This window comes from Calothrix sp. NIES-2098 (assembly GCF_963875125.1).
Taxonomy (GTDB): Bacteria; Cyanobacteriota; Cyanobacteriia; order Cyanobacteriales; family Nostocaceae; genus Aulosira.
This window is the reverse complement of the sequence record NZ_CAWNKJ010000001.1, coordinates 2536142-2552083: the sequence shown is the minus strand read 5'-3', so window position 1 is coordinate 2552083 and position 15942 is coordinate 2536142. Positions and strand designations below refer to the sequence as shown.

Annotated in this window: 14 protein-coding genes; 8 read left to right on the top strand and 6 right to left on the bottom strand. The window is 41.2% G+C overall.

The annotated features are described in order from the left end of the window. Nucleotides 1-118 precede the first annotated feature (118 nt). Complete coding sequence (locus tag AACU33_RS10745; protein WP_096588493.1) at nucleotides 119-1129, bottom strand: ABC transporter substrate-binding protein; 1011 nt, start codon at nucleotides 1127-1129, stop codon at nucleotides 119-121. Nucleotides 1130-1534: 405 nt separating this feature from the next. Here AACU33_RS10745 and AACU33_RS10740 point away from each other — a divergent pair, with 405 nt between their 5' ends. Continuing rightward, on the top strand, nucleotides 1535-2347 hold the full coding sequence (locus AACU33_RS10740) for an alpha/beta fold hydrolase (protein ID WP_096588492.1): 813 nt from the start codon (nucleotides 1535-1537) through the stop codon (nucleotides 2345-2347). Nucleotides 2348-2412: 65 nt separating this feature from the next. Here AACU33_RS10740 and AACU33_RS10735 read toward each other — a convergent pair whose 3' ends face one another. Together AACU33_RS10735 and AACU33_RS10730 are read right to left on the bottom strand one after the other, a co-directional pair. Further along, on the bottom strand, nucleotides 2413-3366 hold the full coding sequence (locus AACU33_RS10735) for a D-2-hydroxyacid dehydrogenase (RefSeq protein ID WP_096588491.1): 954 nt from the start codon (nucleotides 3364-3366) through the stop codon (nucleotides 2413-2415). Between the two features lie 81 nt (nucleotides 3367-3447). After that, complete coding sequence (locus AACU33_RS10730) at nucleotides 3448-4410, bottom strand: TauD/TfdA dioxygenase family protein (RefSeq protein ID WP_096588490.1); 963 nt, start codon at nucleotides 4408-4410, stop codon at nucleotides 3448-3450. Nucleotides 4411-5327: 917 nt separating this feature from the next. Between AACU33_RS10730 and AACU33_RS10725 the strand changes: the two genes are divergently transcribed. From AACU33_RS10725 to AACU33_RS10700, 6 genes are all read left to right on the top strand, one after another. Then, on the top strand, nucleotides 5328-6401 hold the full coding sequence (locus AACU33_RS10725; RefSeq protein WP_339375912.1) for an ABC transporter substrate-binding protein: 1074 nt from the start codon (nucleotides 5328-5330) through the stop codon (nucleotides 6399-6401). Between the two features lie 54 nt (nucleotides 6402-6455). Further along, entirely contained in the window at nucleotides 6456-7631 is a 1176-nt protein-coding gene (locus tag AACU33_RS10720) for an LLM class flavin-dependent oxidoreductase (protein ID WP_096588489.1), read from the top strand. 105 nt (nucleotides 7632-7736) lie between these two features. Further along, complete coding sequence (locus AACU33_RS10715) at nucleotides 7737-8816, top strand: aliphatic sulfonate ABC transporter substrate-binding protein (protein ID WP_096588488.1); 1080 nt, start codon at nucleotides 7737-7739, stop codon at nucleotides 8814-8816. Between the two features lie 222 nt (nucleotides 8817-9038). Continuing rightward, nucleotides 9039-9953, top strand: a complete 915-nt coding sequence (locus AACU33_RS10710; RefSeq protein ID WP_339375911.1) for an aliphatic sulfonate ABC transporter substrate-binding protein — start codon at nucleotides 9039-9041, stop codon at nucleotides 9951-9953. 79 nt (nucleotides 9954-10032) lie between these two features. After that, nucleotides 10033-11085 carry an LLM class flavin-dependent oxidoreductase gene (locus AACU33_RS10705; protein ID WP_096588486.1) on the top strand — a complete coding sequence of 351 codons (1053 nt, stop codon included), beginning with the start codon at nucleotides 10033-10035 and terminating at the stop codon, nucleotides 11083-11085. A gap of 79 nt (nucleotides 11086-11164) precedes the next feature. Further along, entirely contained in the window at nucleotides 11165-12592 is a 1428-nt protein-coding gene (locus AACU33_RS10700; RefSeq protein ID WP_096588485.1) for an MFS transporter, read from the top strand. Between the two features lie 92 nt (nucleotides 12593-12684). Here the strand turns inward: AACU33_RS10700 and cutA are convergent, their stop codons facing one another. Further along, nucleotides 12685-13002, bottom strand: a complete 318-nt coding sequence (cutA, locus tag AACU33_RS10695; RefSeq protein WP_096588484.1) for a divalent-cation tolerance protein CutA — start codon at nucleotides 13000-13002, stop codon at nucleotides 12685-12687. Nucleotides 13003-13023: 21 nt separating this feature from the next. Between cutA and AACU33_RS10690 the strand changes: the two genes are divergently transcribed. Beyond that, a complete protein-coding gene (locus AACU33_RS10690) occupies nucleotides 13024-13446 on the top strand; it encodes a GNAT family acetyltransferase (RefSeq protein WP_096588483.1) in 423 nt (140 codons plus the stop codon). Nucleotides 13447-13494: 48 nt separating this feature from the next. Here the strand turns inward: AACU33_RS10690 and AACU33_RS10685 are convergent, their stop codons facing one another. Together AACU33_RS10685 and AACU33_RS10680 are read right to left on the bottom strand one after the other, a co-directional pair. Continuing rightward, nucleotides 13495-14499 (bottom strand): aliphatic sulfonate ABC transporter substrate-binding protein, encoded by a 1005-nt coding sequence (locus AACU33_RS10685; RefSeq protein WP_096588482.1) that lies wholly within the window; start codon nucleotides 14497-14499, stop codon nucleotides 13495-13497. A gap of 48 nt (nucleotides 14500-14547) precedes the next feature. Then, nucleotides 14548-15774 (bottom strand): glutathione S-transferase family protein, encoded by a 1227-nt coding sequence (locus AACU33_RS10680; RefSeq protein ID WP_096588481.1) that lies wholly within the window; start codon nucleotides 15772-15774, stop codon nucleotides 14548-14550. Nucleotides 15775-15942 lie beyond the last annotated feature (168 nt).

Here is a 15942-nt window from a genome sequence, read left to right as displayed (position 1 = left end):
AAACCCTGAAATAATACATAATTTCAAGGTTAAAGGGGTGGTATTTAAAACTTTTCGCGTTAATTTTGTAGCTATGTCCTTCTGCCTGATTATGCCATCTGCCTTCTTCAAATCTCAGTTAGGATGCGATCGCTTTCGCCAAGGTTGTATCAATCGCTTGATCCCAATTTGGCTGTTGTTTGATCAATCCCAGACGAGTAAGTAATTGAGACTGATTGCTCAGTTCTTGGCGATACTCATCATTTGGAACTTCAAATATAAGGTTTCGACGGCCTAAAGTTAAAGCCACCGCCTGTGGTGATAACTTATTTTCTTTAACCAAAATATCTACTGCTGCTTGACGGTTATCTTTTGCCCAAGATATTGCTTGTTTATAGGCTTGCAAAAACTTCTGTATAGTCTCTGGATTCTTTTCTAGATAATCTGTTCGCCCAAACAAAGCTACATAATTTAACTGATAACCTTCTCCATCAACTAAGGGTACTACTTCTTTCGCAACTTCAGCACTGGCATAAAAAGGGTCCCACGTTCCCCAAACATCAATTGCACCTGATAATAATGCGGATCTGCCTGCATCATTCTCAATTTGTACCCACTCTATATCAGTATCTTTAAGTCCTGCACGTTCTAATACTCTAATTGCAAAATAGTAGCTTTTACCCGATGGATTACCGAGTTTTTTCCCTTTTAAATCAGCAATTTTTTTGATTGGTGAATTAGGTAGAACTAACAAAGCATGGGTTTTGGGACTACGCTCAACTAAAGCAATTATCTTAATAGGTTGACCTGCTGCAATTGCGGCTACTGGTGTGCCACCCAAACCCAAATCTATAGCGCTAGCAGATAGTGCTTCTGTCACTGGTTTGAGTGATAACATCCGGCGAAACTCAACACTAGTTGATTTTTCTGCCAAAGCTTTCTCTAATAACTTTTGTTCTCTTAATGCATATACAGCAACGTATGGTGGTTGAAAGCCTAGACGCAGTTTGGCGGAACTCACATCAGTGTTAGCTGCTACAGGGGTAGCACTATTAGATGTGTTGGATGGAGAATTAGTTAATTTACTACAAGCAGCTAAAGATGCTGTTGATATACCCAAACCCAGTAAATCGCGGCGTTTTAGCCTCATATGATTACTCTCCTCACAGATTGAAAAGGGAATAGGGAACAGAAAAATAACCGAATTTTCATTAAACAAATTTAGACAAAATTTAAAAACCTACTAACTGTGTTCTAAATATTAAGCAAGTTATTTTATTTGGTAAAAATTACGGGATTCTCTAATTATGGATTCTGCCTACAAAGGTCATATTTGGCACAGGCTTCATCATCCATAAATTTATTGTGAACTGGAATTTCTTAAAATAAGATAGTAGTTAAATTATTATCCAATTTAACTACCATAGACGAGTAGATTTCATGGTATTAAAATTTTATGATTGCATAGCTATCAGTCAAAAGCAAGATATTTTTGTTAGTATTCTTGTTTAATAGCTATGAATAATAATTTTTTGTTGGCGATATTCCGTACCAAATGTACGTTCAGTATTACGACCCAACACATAACCAAAATCCGGTTCCTATTGTGCTTTTACATGGAGGCTTTCATACAGGTGCTTGCTTTGTCCAAACACCCGATCGCCGACCAGGTTGGGGAGTGTATCTAGCAGAACAAGGCTGGAAAACCTATATTGTTGACTTACCAGGTCATGGTCGGTCGGGTTTTGTACCAAACTTTTCCGTGATGCCATATCAGACGGTAATCAATGCTACCGTTGCACTCTTGGAAGAGATTGGCCCATCTGTGATTCTGACTCACAGTATGTCTGGTGTGATTGGTTGGCAGATAGGAAAAACTCATCCCCAACTTGTTAAAGCTATCATAGGCATTGCACCAGTACCACCAGCCGATTTATTACCCGCGATCGCCAAAGACTCTGACGAGGCTTGTCCTGAAGATTGTCCACGTATCCAGTCACGTGAAGATACTAAGAAGTACTTCACCAACTCAGATACTTTTCCCAAAGAAACATTTGAAGATTATTTTCGCAGTTTGGTCGCTGAGAGTGCGCGGATGAGTAACGAACGCAGAAATGTTGAAGGAAAAGGGCTTTATATTGGCGACCCGCAGATACTATTTAATATACCCATCTGTGTAATTACAGGCGACCAAGACACGCGCCATCCTTATAAAGTAGACGCAGAAACAGCAAAATACTTTCAGGGTGATTTTATTTGGCTTCCGGAAGTTGGATTTCCTGGTCATGGTCATTTACCCATGCTGGAACAGGGTAATTTAGCTATTGCTAACGTATTTATCCATTGGTTAAAGAGTAAGGGTCTATAAGTAAATTAGAGGGCACAGCATTGCTGTACCTCTACAATCTGTCGCATTATTTTTTGAAATTGGTATTAGTATCCTGCTTGTTTATTGACTACATTCCGTAAAGGTTGACCATTTCGGAAACGCTGTAAATTATCGAGAAATAAGGCAGCAATGCGCTCTTTTAATGCTGGAGAAATTGCGGAAGTATGCGGTGTAATTAAGAGATTGGGTAATGACCACAGAGGGCTTTCTTGTGGTAGGGGTTCAATAGAGACAGTGTCTAATGCTGCACCTCCAATCCAGCCTTCAGCGAGGGCTTTAGTTAATGCTGATTCATCCACAACTGCACCGCGACCAACATTAATTAAATAACCATGATTAGGGAGCGCTCGCAGTACTTCTTCATCAATTAAAGCTTTGGTTTCTGGTGTCAGAGGTGTTGCTACAACTAAATAGTCAACTTCTGGTAATAAGGCGTGCCATTCATTTTGACCGACAATTTTATCAAAATTTGGTAGCGCTTCTGGACGACGACGACCACCCCAAACTCGCGTTCCGAATGCTTTCAGACGAGATGCGATCGCTTGTCCTATATTTCCGGTACCGAGAATTAATACAGTGGAATTTGCTAACTCTGGCAGTACTAACCAGCTTCTGCGCCAATGCTGCCGATCGTGAGCTGCTTGCAATTCTCGTAACTGCTTGGCGTGATAAAGAATCAAACTCAAAACAAATTCCGAAATGGGAATTGCATGAACCCCTGCGCCATTAGTTAGGATAATATCGTGTTCCAGAAAAGTGGGCGTGAGAATATGATTTACACCCGCACTAGGAGTTTGTTGCCAACGTATTTTAGGCGCAGTTGTTAGCACTTTATGTAGAGTCGTGGGTTTTAATTTAAACCCATTCAGATAAACTTCCGCATCGCTGGGATCGCCATCAAAATTACCATCGCTATCTACCCGGACAAATTTTGTATCTGATGGTAGATTTGGCTCAATCTCAGTAGCAAGCTCTATAGGTAAAATTAGTTTTGTCATTGGTCATTTGTCATTTGTCATTTGCTGTCAGATCAACTAGGCTGCTGATATATTTCACAGCCTAGTTGAAAACTATATGGCTTATGAAAGCACGGGTTCTCGCTGTTCGGCTTTGTTTTTCAATACAGTTGGTAATTCGCTAGTTAAAGGCTCACCTTCTACTATTTGCGATCGGAAGCCATCGGGTCCGACGGGGATATCACCAGTAATGGTGGTGCGATAAAGTACGCGCTCAACTTCTATATGATCTAGATCCTGGGGTGCTAAATGTGCGGTGGCGCGGTTATCCCAGAAGGCAATGTCTCCATTGTTCCACCGGAAGCGGGTGGTATAAGCAGGTTTGGTAATTTGATTGAAGAACAACTCTAGTAGTAAATCGCTTTCTTGTGGCGATACGTCTAGAATGTGGGAGGTAAAACCAGGATTCACAAATAATGCACGTTCGCCTGTCTCTGGATGCACCCGCACGACTGGGTGAATGGAAACTTGGGGATTGGCGGCGATACGTTGTGCAATTTTGCTATTGCTGGGTAAACGCAAGCGTGCATTGAAGTGATGTTGTGCTTTTAATGTGTCTGCTAGCGCTTTTACGGGTGCTGATAGTCCCTCGTAAGCAGCAACTAAATTAGTCCACTGTGTGTCACCACCAAAGCTAGGGACGTTAACTGCGCGCAAAATAGAACCTGCTGGTGGGTTAACAACTGCTGTGACATCAGTGTGCCACCGGTTTTCATAACTGGCACGACGCAGACCATTTTTCCGTTCGTAGCGGCTGCGGTCGATTGGCAGGATTTCAGCAAAACCTTCGATTGGTTCATCCTCGTGGGGATGTGCATAAGTCACTTCGCCAAAACGAGATGTAAAAGCAATTTGTGCTGCATGGTCAATGTTCTGATTGCGAAAGAATATGACTTTCCACTTCAACAGTGCTTGGCGAATTTCGGCTACTGCTTCATCTGAAAGAGGGCGGGAAAGGTCTACACCACCGATTTCTGCACCAATGTGACCAGCTACTGGTTTGACTTCAATATGCTTGTTGCTCATATAAATTCTCCGCGTTTTACCTGGGCGGTGTTCGCACTTGTTTACCTATTTGGTGTTGCTATCAAGTGCAAGCGATCGCGTTTCTAATATCATACACTAACTTGATAGATTTACCGTATTATTGATTTAACTAAACTTATTGGTTTCTCTGCCGCAGTCCTGCATGACTTAAGCTAGCTGATGATTCGCGTCTAAAAGAATGAATAGAAAGCTGACATTATCAACTTTGGGAATTTTACTATGTAAAGTTTTGTACGGGGATGGGCAAACGCTTCTCTTTTTTCCCCTTCTTAATCTAGCTATGTTTAATCGCTGGGTGACTTACTTGTTTTTTTTTCTCAGCTGTGAGATATTTTTTTTATTAAACTACGGTTAATTGGTCAATTTACAGTATTAAAATTTAATAGTCTACTAGACTACAACTTTTGAAGCTCCTATCTTCAAAGGAAATCTTTTAGCGATCGCCTAGCATCAATAATAATTTCCATTTTCCATAAATTCATTATTAGTATTATTGATGCTCTCATGTTGGTTGCAAAGTTCTTAAGTAGTGCGTTGCAATTAAACATAACTATCTATTACACCAAAGCGGAAATCAACATACCATTCAAAATGACACAAAATGTCATTGGTAAGAGTTTCAAGCCTATTTATATTTTGTAATTATAACGACTTACTTTAGTTGGAAATAAGTGAACTAATAATCTAAAATTTATTGTAGTGTAAAGTTTTTGCATAGTGGTAATCAATAATATATTTAACTAGATATAAAACAAAAACTATCTATAAAAATATTTTATACTGTTAATTTTATTAGAAAAAATTAAATATTGATTTCTCGTTAATTTTTTATAAAACATCTATTCTTTAGATGATATTCAGTAAACAAATTTTACTTCTTTACTTCACTTCTACCTATGTCAAATTACAGCGAAACTGCAAAAACGGCAATTACTGAATTATGGTACACTCGCTGTCCAGTTCCTACTGTATCTGGGTTGGCTTTGGATTTGGGATGGTTAAATCAGACTTTTGCTAAAGATGGTATTGCTTTCAAATCCTTACGGGCTTCTGAAGAACGTTCTGTTCGTGAATCCCATTATGACCACACACTGAAGGGATTATTTCGTGAGGGTGGTAATATTCCAGCAATTTGGGCAAAGTCTACTGGTAAAGATACCCGCGTAATTGGTTTGACATGGGTAGATGAGTACCAAGCAATATTGACTCTACCAAATTCAGAAATTAACCAACCCGCAGATTTAGCAGGGCGAAAATTGGGACTACCAAGGCGGATTGAAAGTCAAATTGACTTCTCTAGAGCAATGGCGTTACGTGGTTTCTTGAGTACTTTGTCGCTAGCAGATCTAAATGAAACTGATGTCAATTTTGTAGATATTAACGCCCAGCAAACAGACTTACGCGAAATTGCAGGTACGACTGTACGCCGGAGTAATTTCTATTATGCAGAAGTAGCAGCCTTACTGCGAGGTGAGGTTGATGCCATCTATGTTAAAGGTGCCCCTGGTGTAGACTTGACTGTAGAACATGGTTTTAAAGTAGTCTTCGATTTAGGCGCGCATCCCGATCCCCTGGTGCGGGTGAATAATGGTACTCCGAGAACAATCACCGTTAATGCAGATCTTGTAGAACAGCATCCCGATTTAGTAGTGCAATACTTAGCTTGTCTTTTCCAAACTTCAAAATGGGCAGAAACCCACGCCGAAGAGGTAGTGAGAATTGTTTCTCAGGAAACTGGAGGTGGTGAAGCAGCAGTTCGCAAAGCTTATGGTTCAAAGCTACATCAGCGCTTACAACCAGCTTTATCCGAAGAGTGGATCGCCGGACTGAAATTGCATAAAGACTTTCTATTGAAGTGGGGATTTATCCCAACAGATTTTGATATTGATGCTTGGATTGTGCGAGAACCCTTAGCAATAGCTCAAAAACTAGCTTTTAATCTTCAAGAACCCGCTTTTGCTCAACTATAAACTTGCAGCTTCTGTTCAGGACTAAATTCCTGACGACATCGGGAGGTAAAAATTATGGAAGTTCTCTGGTATTTGACTGCGCCAGATGGCCCCTATCCTTGGACTAAAAAGGGTGCAAGGAAAATTGATTATGCATATATGCAACAGCTAGCGCGGGGGATCGATCACCTGGGATATTCTGGCGCACTCTTGGCTACAGGGGTGCATGATACCTGGGTATTAGGTTCATCGCTAATTCCGTTTACAGAACGGATGCGCTTTTTGATTGCTGTACATCCGGGTTTGTTATCGCCCACATTGTTTGCAAAGATGGCGGCGACTTTTGACCAATTTTCTAAGGGTCGGTTGTTGATCAATATCATCAACGGCACATCCAACACAATGGCCGCTAATGGTTTGCACCTTTCCCACGATGAACGCTATGCCCACTGTGATGAATATCTCACAGTTTGGCGGAAACTCATGGCTGGGGAAACAGTTGACTTTGAAGGCGAATATGTCAATGTCAAAAAAGCTAAGGTAGGATTACCTGCGGTACAGTCACCCTATCCGCCTTTGTGGTTTGGTGGTTCTTCTGAAGCAGCTTTGGAAGTCGCAGCTAAACATATAGATACTTACTTAACTTGGGGAGAAACACCACCACAGATTGCAGAAAGAGTAGCCACAATGCGATCGCTTGCTGCTAAATATGGTCGTACTCTCAGATTTGGTATTCGCCTCTATGTGATTGTTCGTGAAACTGAAGAGGAAGCCTGGAAAGCCGCCGAATGGTTACTTCAGCGCATGGATGAAGAATCAGTAGCAAATATTCAAAAAATGCTCAATAGTGGCGATTCTGTAGGTCAGCAACGAATGCTGAAGTTTCATGGCGGTCAAATTCCTAAAAATGTGCGAGATTTGGAAATTTATCCGAATCTTTGGGCGGGTTTAGGTTTAGTGCGTCCCGGCCCCGGTACAGCGGTGGTAGGCGATCCTCAAACTGTTGCGGCGCGTCTTCAGGAATATGCTGATATTGGCATTGAGACTTTCATTATTTCTGGTATTCCGCTGATTGAAGAAGCTTATCGAGTTGCTGATTTATTGTTGCCACTACTACCAATTTCTCGTCCAGGCAGTAATAATCAGGTGACTACGAGTATTAATGTTCCCACTTGGAGCAGTATTAGGGAAACTGTAGGGGCTATTCCTTCTAGTAAAGAAATTGCTGAACCTGCTAAAGAATTGGGGTGAAGTTTTGAACCGCAGAGAACGCAGAGTAAAGAGATTACATTACTTGGGTTTTTGTAGTTAGCAGATGAAAATATTTAGGAATTTTGTGTTTAATTTAACAGAGAAATGAAAGATAAAGATATCTTTGAAACTGGGTTATTCAACTACCGCATTAAACGTCGTAGTTTACCTACAGCATTATTTTTCCTGACATCTGCTATTACGGTTGCTTGTAATAGTGGTTCTACTAAAACTAGCAATTCTGCTTCTCAGTCTCCTGAAGCTAATAGTTCTACACCGGCAAATGTGGCAGATACTACCGCCCAAGGTACAAAAGCAAGAATAGCGATTATTAGAGGCCCTGGGCCTTACTATCTAGCTAAGGTCAAAGGCTCATTAGAGAAATACTTAGAACCGAAAAAATATGGCGTACAGTGGTTAGGCCCTTTTCCTGCTTTTGCACCCGCCGTTGAAGGTTTGAATGCAGGTAGTATTGATTTTACAGGCGGTAGTACTACGGCTGCTATATCCGCAATGGCTGGTGGTTCACCATTCAAGATTTTTGGTTATCAAGTTAGCGGTAAAGATGGATCGGGGATTTTAGTTCAGAAAAACTCTTCGATTAAAACTGTAAAAGATTTGGTTGGCAAAAAGGTGATTGTCAATCGAGGCGGTACTGGCGAATACCTGCTAGCAAAAGGCTTAGAAAAAGCAGGAGTATCTTTAGACCAGGTTCAACGAGTCTATCTTGGCCCTGCGGATGCTGCACCAGTTTTTGCTTCAGGAAAAGCAGATGCTTGGGCTGTATGGGGTACTTTTTTTGCTAATGCAGCTGTAAAAGATGGGGCAAGAATTCTGGCTACTGCCGGAGAAATTGAATCAGAAAACGATGGGATTTATATCGTTCACAATGCATTTTTAGAGAAGCATCCGGATGTTGTAAAAGCTGTTTACGATGTTCTGGTACAAGAAAGCCAATGGGTATTATCAAATGCACCCCAAGCAATGCAAGTTTACGGTAAAGAATTTAAGCTTTCTGAAGGTGTACAGAAGTTTATGAGTGAACGAGTAGAAGGAACACCCATACCAGTCGGCGCAGCAGAAATTGAAAAGATGAATCGCGTTAGTGACTGGTTTTTTAAACTGGGCATTATTCCCAAAAAACCTAATATAGAAAACTTTGTGGTTGATGTCACAAAGTTATAGAAAGGGTAAACAATTCAAAATTGGGAAGAGGTGAATAAATACAACAATGCCCCATGCCCCATGCCCAATAATATCATGTCCGTTCAAATGCCCGTCATTGCGAACGAAGTGAAGCAATCGCAGAGTGTTTGTGATTGCTTCGCTCCACTTTGTTCCGCTCGCAATGACATATTGAGGGTAATTTGCCGGACATCACATAACAATAAAAGAAGGAGAAAAATTATGACTAATTCAATTCGTATTGGTGTTCATGTTAATAATTTGTCGGTATTTACATTGAGTAAAAAACCTGAATTATTAACAGATTTACTCCAACCAACGGGAGTATCAGCAGAGTGGATCTCGGAAACGGGTGGTAAGCAGACGGTTAAGCTATTGAAGACAGCAGAAATTGATATTGGCGCGACAGGTACAACTCCGCCCATTTTGGCACAGGCGAAGGGCGTGCCAGTGGTATATTTAGCTACGTCTCAACCTCGTCCAGTCCAAGGTGCAATTGTGGTCTTGGAAAATTCGCCGATTCAGAGTGTGAGCGATTTGAAAGGCAAAAATGTGAGCTTGAGTGAAGGGTCTTACCAACAACATTTTCTCGCGATCGCTCTTGACAAAGTCGGGCTTACTTATCAAGATGTGAAAACTATTCCTAACTCAGCAGATTCGCTCAAAGCTTTCCTCAATGGCGAAATAGATGCTTGGATCACATCAGACTTACATTTAGCAGAGGTTCAGAAAAATCACAAAGTTAGGGTACTTCTTTATAGTTCCGAGTTATTTAGCAATCGCTCTCTTTACTTTACTCATCGCAGTTTTGCCGAGCAACATCCAGATGCTTTATCAGCCTTTATTAAGGCGCTTGAAAGGGTGGATCGCTGGATTGCTACCCATTTCAGCGAAGCGGCTGAACTATTATCCAAAGAAATTAATAATGGGATTGATGCTAAAGGTTGGGAGCAATCTCTGAGAAATAGACCTTGGGGTCTTGTTCCACCTTCTGAAGAGTTTATTGCTGAACAACAATACGCGGCTGATGTATTCTATCGTTTTGGTTTGTTGCCCAATAGTATTAATGTTTCTGAAGCGCTATTAGCTGATCCTTTGAGTGTATTTGAAGCTAACCTCGCACTAGCTGGTAAATAATTGATTCGATAATGCGATCGCCTTGCTTAAATGCTGTTTGGCGACATCCCCGCATTCTCTGTTGAATTTGGAGTTCACCATGTCAAAACCACGTTATGGTATTTGGGCACCTGTTGGTGGTAACTTTGGTCCCCTAGATACTCAAGAAGAACCCATCGATGCGAGTTATGAGCGATCGCGATCGCTAATTTTAGAAGCTGAACGCTTGGGATACGCTACAACTTTGGTGGCACAGCACATCGCCAACCCACGCAGTTTAGAGTTAGAGCAGCTAGAAACTTGGACAGCTTCTGCGGCTTTAGCTGAGGCGACAGAAAAAATTGAAATTATCGCCGCCATTAAGCCTTTACTATTCCATCCGGCTGTACTGGCAAAGATGGCGTTAGGGATTGATACAATTAGTCGCGGACGTTTTGCCATCAACTTGATCAGCGCTTGGTTTCGTCCAGAAATGGAACGCACAAATATTCCCTTTCCTTCCCATGATGAACGCTACCGCTATTCTGGTGAATGGTTACGGGTGGTGAGAGCTTTGTGGAGTGGAGAGAGGGTTAACTTTGAGGGAGAATATTTCAAAATCACAGATTTAAGCTTACGTCCTACTTCCATTGCTAAACCTTATCCCCCAATTTACTTGGGAGGTGCATCCGATCCCGCCCAGATTTTAGCGGCGGAACAAGCAGATATTTACTTTATCAACGGTCAGCCAATCGAAGATGTGCGTCAGGTAATTAAGCAAGTTTTGAGCAGACCGCGATCGCTACCTCAACCAGTGCGTTTTGGTTTATCAGCCTTCGTCATTGCTCGACCTACCGATGCAGAAGCGCAAGAGGAACTCCAGCGACTTACAGAACTTCAAAAAAAGGAAGAACACTTGAAATTAAGCGTTGCGAAAGGTGTCGATCCAGATGCAGTTATGTTCCGACTCTTCGCTAAAAATCCCGCCGTTGGTGGTAATGGTGGTACAGCCGCAGGCTTAGTTGGCAGCTACGACACAGTTGCCAGCAGGGTCGCAGCCTTTGTTGATGCAGGTATCGATACATTTATGCTGCAATTCAATCCCTTTGCACGGGAAATGACTCGCTTTGCCGAAGAAATTATGCCACGTGTGAGGCATTTACAGCCTGTATAGGAAAATGAGTAATTGGTAATTAGTTATTTCTCCCTCATCTCCACTTATCCCCCAACCATCTACATAAGGAGACTAAATATTGTCCCAACTGCCAATACAATCTCTGACTTTATCAACCTCTCAAAAATCTTGGGTTTTGTTAGGTGTCGGATTAGGTGTATTCATGTCTACCTTAGATGTGGGGATCATCAATGTGGCATTACCCACCTTGGTGCAAAGCTTTCACACTAGTTTTCCTATGGCTCAGTGGGCTGTATTGAGTTATCAGTTAGTCAGTTCTGGTTTAGTTTTAGGCGCAACTCGTCTTGGGGATATGTGGGGCAAAAAACCTCTATATCAGGCTGGACTAATTGTATTCACAGTGAGTTCACTGTTATGTAGTTTTGCACCTAGCATTGAGTGGTTGATTGGCTTTCGGGCACTTCAGGGACTGGGTGCAGTATTCATTTCTGGTCTTGGTTTGGCAATTATCACAGAAGTCTTCCCTGCTTCCGAACGAGGTCGGGCGGTTGGCATTATTGGAAGTGTCGTGTCACTGGGAATTGCTTTTGGGCCTTCTGCTGGTGGGTTATTGTTGAACTTATCAGGTTGGCATAGTATATTCCTGATCAATGTCCCTCTGGGGATTATAGCCAGCTTTGTTGTTGCGCGGTTAGTACCACCATCTACCTCTAGTGAAAGTAAACAAATATTTGACCCGTTAGGAGCTTTGTTAGCTTTATGGACTTTGGGTAGTTTTGGGTTAGGTATGACCCTAGGGCAAAGCGAAGGCTTTAGCAGTATCAACACTTTAGTATTACTTGCGATCGCAGCCCTCAGCTTTTTAACTTTTCTGGTGGTAGAAGCTATCCTTGAGCAGCCATTATTAGAATTGCACCTATTCCGCAATCTTCAGTTAAGTATGAGTTTGCTCAGTGGCTGGCTGACTTTCACTGTGATTGGTGGTTCTCTACTCATTACACCTTTCTTTTTAGAGCGAGTGAAGAACTATCCCACAGCCAAAGTTGGGTTACTATTAGCTTTTTCGCCAATACTTAGCGGATTAGTTGCTCCCATAGCAGGTATACTTGCAGACCGCTTTGGCGCTCGATTGATTAGTTCAATTGGTCTGGGTTTGATGATTGGCGGTTGTTTGGGTATCAGTACCTTTGATGCTCAAATTACTGAGTTAGGTTATATATCGCGTTATTTTATTTACGGTATTGGGCTAGGTTTATTTCAATCGCCTAATAATACTACTGTAATGGGATCGGTATCACGCGATCGCCTGGGAATTGCTTCGGGATTACTCTCTTTATCACGCACATCCGGTAATACTGTAGGCGTTTCTCTGATAGGTGCAGTGTTTGGTGGTTTAATCGCCAGTGTAGCCGCAGGTGCAGATGTATCTATCGCTCCTCCGGAGGCGATCGTTACAGGCTTCCAAGGTACCTTTCGGTTTGCAGCACTAATTTTGTGTGTGTCGGTTGCTGTTTCTGTGTTGAGATTACGCAGTCAAAGTCAGTGAAATACCCCAGTGCAAAGACAGATGAAGCTTCTAAATGGCTGCTCTAAAATTTTAAATCAATATTTTTTTTAATTTCTGCTCATCGCCAATTTTTACTCTGAATAAACTATGGGAACTTCAGCATTCAACCATGCTAAAAATTTGTCATTAATATTAGTGGGTGATATCTCAGCAATAAAGTTAGTGTAACTAATGTGCTGGCTAATTAATTTTTCAATTTCATGGCGATAACCTGCTTGAGTTTTGACAATTAGCACTACTTCTGGTTCTTCTGTAATTTCTTCTTGCCATATATAAGCACAGGTAATCGGGAACCAATTTACGCAAACAGCTAGTTTTTGCTCTAACAAAGAACGACTAATCTGGCGAGCTTCATCTGTATTATTTAAGGTGATGTAATATAGTTTCATAGAAAAATATTGTACTATAAAATGCAAAACATAAATTTATTGCTGCGACCCTATCAAGAGCAAGATGAAGCACAAGTAATTAATTTATGGTATCAATGTAATTTAGTAGTACCTTGGAACGATCCTAAACAAGATATTGAATTTAAATTGCAAGTCCAACCAGAATTATTTCTTGTTGGTTTGATGGAAACAAAAGTTGTTGCTACTATAATGGCAGGGTATGAAGTCCATCGGGGTTGGCTCAACTATTTAGCCGTAGCACCAGAGTATCAACGACAAGGTATTGGTAAGTATATGGTTGCACAAGCAACTATTAAACTGAAGTCAATGAACTGCCCAAAAATTAACATCCAGATACGTAATTCAAATACAGATGTTATTGAGTTTTACGAAAATTTAGGATTCAAAATAGATGATGTTATTAGTATGGGTAAACATCTGTAAAAAACAACAATTTTTTGTTTATTAGAGTGACAATATATTATCAGCTAGCTAATGTTTCCAAATAGCATCTTTGACTTGAAAAGTTTTAGGAATCAGCTTTTGGCTGTAGAACAAATCAACTACTTGCTGTTGTTCAGCAATATATTCATCCTTCATCTCGAAAACACCAAAATAGGGGCGGTTTTTTAAAGAATATTCTAAAACCTCTGGCTTGTATTTAGTTTCTGCTGCTAGCAGTTTGGCAACTTCATTAGGATTAGCTTTGGCCCAGTCTTCTACTTTGGTTTGTTCTTCTAAAACAATTTTGACTAAATCAGGGTGATTTTTGGCAAAATTTTCTGTAGCGATGTAAAAAGCGCGTTGAGGTGCAACATCGGAACCTCTAACTAATACACGCACGCTACCATTTAATTCTTTAGAAGCCAGATAAGGATCGCCAATAGGTAAAGCATCGACATTACCACCTTCAAACGCAGTGGTACTATCGGGAATTTTTAAGTAAACAGGTTGAATATCATTTAGCGTCAGTTTTGCACTCTCTAAGGCTTTGAGGACAAAGTATTGTAGTGCTGTTCCCTTCTGAATCGCTAATTTTTTCCCCTTTAAATCGGCAAGGGTTTTAATAGGAGAATCTTTAGGGACAATAATAGCCTGAGCGCCTGCATTTGAACCCGTCGCCGCCACATAGAGGATGGGATTATCGCCAGCTTGAGCAAATACAGGTGGTAAATTTCCTACGTTGCCGATATCAACACTACCAGCTGCCATTGCTTCCATCATCGGAGGGCCACCTTGGAAGGATATCCATTTAACTTGAATACCTTCTGGTGCTAGGCGTTTTTCCAACAACCCCTGCGCCTTCAGCAAATTCAGCCCAGGTGTACCGCTTTGATGACCGATATTAATCACCTTTAGCTGTGAAGCACCAGAGGTTTGTGCAACTGGAGAAACGTTGCTTTGTGAAGTATTTTGGGAATTACAACCAGCTAGGGCTAAAAGCCAGGTTAACAAACAAGTGGCGATCGCCACTAAAATATAGCGACGGGTTTTCATATTTGCATTTATGTAGGTGGCTTAGTATCAACCAGCCACCCATAAAAATTAATAAAGAGATGCCAAAACCTTATCAGCAGCAGTGCGGAATGCAGTTGCAGCACCAGCACTCATATCTCTTGGCGCACAGATGCGATTTCTCAAATAGGCGAGGGTAATTGCGCCAATTGCCGCTATCTTGGGATCGATGGTATTACCATCTTTACCACCTGTGCGTCCACCAGGTAGGGGTGCGCCGTTACCATTGATGAGGTAATCAGCTAGTAATCTCAGGTGAAAATCAACTACTTCTTGAACTGCGGAAACATCGCCATCTACAGCTAAGGCTTGTACGCCTGAGTTTTTCAAAATATCACCAATAGCTGCTTCTCGATTATCGCTCAATCTTTCCGCCGCTTCTGCGCGAAATTGGATGGCTTCGCTTTCAGCAGGATCTAAGGGTAAAGGATTGCCAATTGGTTCTACACCCCATCTGCGACGGAGAAGTAAATTGTTGGTGATATTATCCGATTTTACCCGATGATAAGCTGGGCGTTGATTGAGTGCGTCAAACCAAGCATTGATTCGGGGGTAACGGGGATTACGTTTGATGTGATACTGTCGATACACTGGTAAATTAGCCGCCAAGCGATCGAGATGGGGACTGTAGAGGATATCTACCAAGCTAAAACTGCGAAGAAAATAGGGGCCGGGATATTTAGCTAAGGATTGTTCAAGTTCATCTAATTTAGCTTCAAACTCTGCTTTTAACTTAGCTAACTCCTGAGCATCTGTTACTTTTTCTCTGAGGAATTTGTAAGCAATATCTCTAAAACCGTTCGTTTCTGATTCTTCTACCCATTGTCTAGCAACAGCATTTTCTTCTGGGTCTTCTGGAAGTAAGGCTGGCGTAGGAAATCGTTCTTCTAAAGCTAAGAGAATATCTTTAGATTCATACACCAACTTGCCTTCAATTTTTGCACCAGGGACAAGAGTTGTTGGTACTAAATCCGTGTACCATTTTGGTTTATTGCTTAAATCAATAAACTCAGTTTCAAAAGGAATTTCCTTTTCTTCTAAAGCAAACCACACTCTCTCACAAAAAGGACACCAAGAATTAGTATCTCGATATAACAAAACTGGTGGTTGAGTATCTGGGGGAAGTTTATGTAAACTGCTGGGAATAGGTGCAGTAGATGGAGACTGTCCTGGTCTTTTTACCCGTCGCGCTGGGGTATTTTTTCGAGCAGTTTCTAACAGTTGCTCCCAATTAGATACAGCGTCTTGAATAGCCATTATTTGACACCTATTTAAAAAAATTAGGATGAGCCTCAAAAATTAGAGCAATCCTATTGGATTGGAAGGGAAAAGAAATTAATAATTCGTAATTTCGTTATGAATGGGGATTTAAACTGAGGACTCTAACCCTCAATTTAATTACGAATTACGAATTAGTAATTATGT

Coding starts and splice junctions, on each gene's coding strand:
- AACU33_RS10690 (WP_096588483.1), top strand. CDS start 13,024: ATGCAAAACATAAATTTATTGCTGCGACCCTATCAAGAGCAAGATGAA.
- AACU33_RS10735 (WP_096588491.1), bottom strand. CDS start 3,366: ATGACAAAACTAATTTTACCTATAGAGCTTGCTACTGAGATTGAGCCA.
- AACU33_RS10705 (WP_096588486.1), top strand. CDS start 10,033: ATGTCAAAACCACGTTATGGTATTTGGGCACCTGTTGGTGGTAACTTT.
- AACU33_RS10740 (WP_096588492.1), top strand. CDS start 1,535: ATGTACGTTCAGTATTACGACCCAACACATAACCAAAATCCGGTTCCT.
- AACU33_RS10685 (WP_096588482.1), bottom strand. CDS start 14,499: ATGAAAACCCGTCGCTATATTTTAGTGGCGATCGCCACTTGTTTGTTA.
- AACU33_RS10725 (WP_339375912.1), top strand. CDS start 5,328: ATGTCAAATTACAGCGAAACTGCAAAAACGGCAATTACTGAATTATGG.
- AACU33_RS10745 (WP_096588493.1), bottom strand. CDS start 1,129: ATGAGGCTAAAACGCCGCGATTTACTGGGTTTGGGTATATCAACAGCA.
- AACU33_RS10715 (WP_096588488.1), top strand. CDS start 7,737: ATGAAAGATAAAGATATCTTTGAAACTGGGTTATTCAACTACCGCATT.
- AACU33_RS10710 (WP_339375911.1), top strand. CDS start 9,039: ATGACTAATTCAATTCGTATTGGTGTTCATGTTAATAATTTGTCGGTA.
- AACU33_RS10720 (WP_096588489.1), top strand. CDS start 6,456: ATGGAAGTTCTCTGGTATTTGACTGCGCCAGATGGCCCCTATCCTTGG.
- AACU33_RS10730 (WP_096588490.1), bottom strand. CDS start 4,410: ATGAGCAACAAGCATATTGAAGTCAAACCAGTAGCTGGTCACATTGGT.
- AACU33_RS10680 (WP_096588481.1), bottom strand. CDS start 15,774: ATGGCTATTCAAGACGCTGTATCTAATTGGGAGCAACTGTTAGAAACT.
- cutA (WP_096588484.1), bottom strand. CDS start 13,002: ATGAAACTATATTACATCACCTTAAATAATACAGATGAAGCTCGCCAG.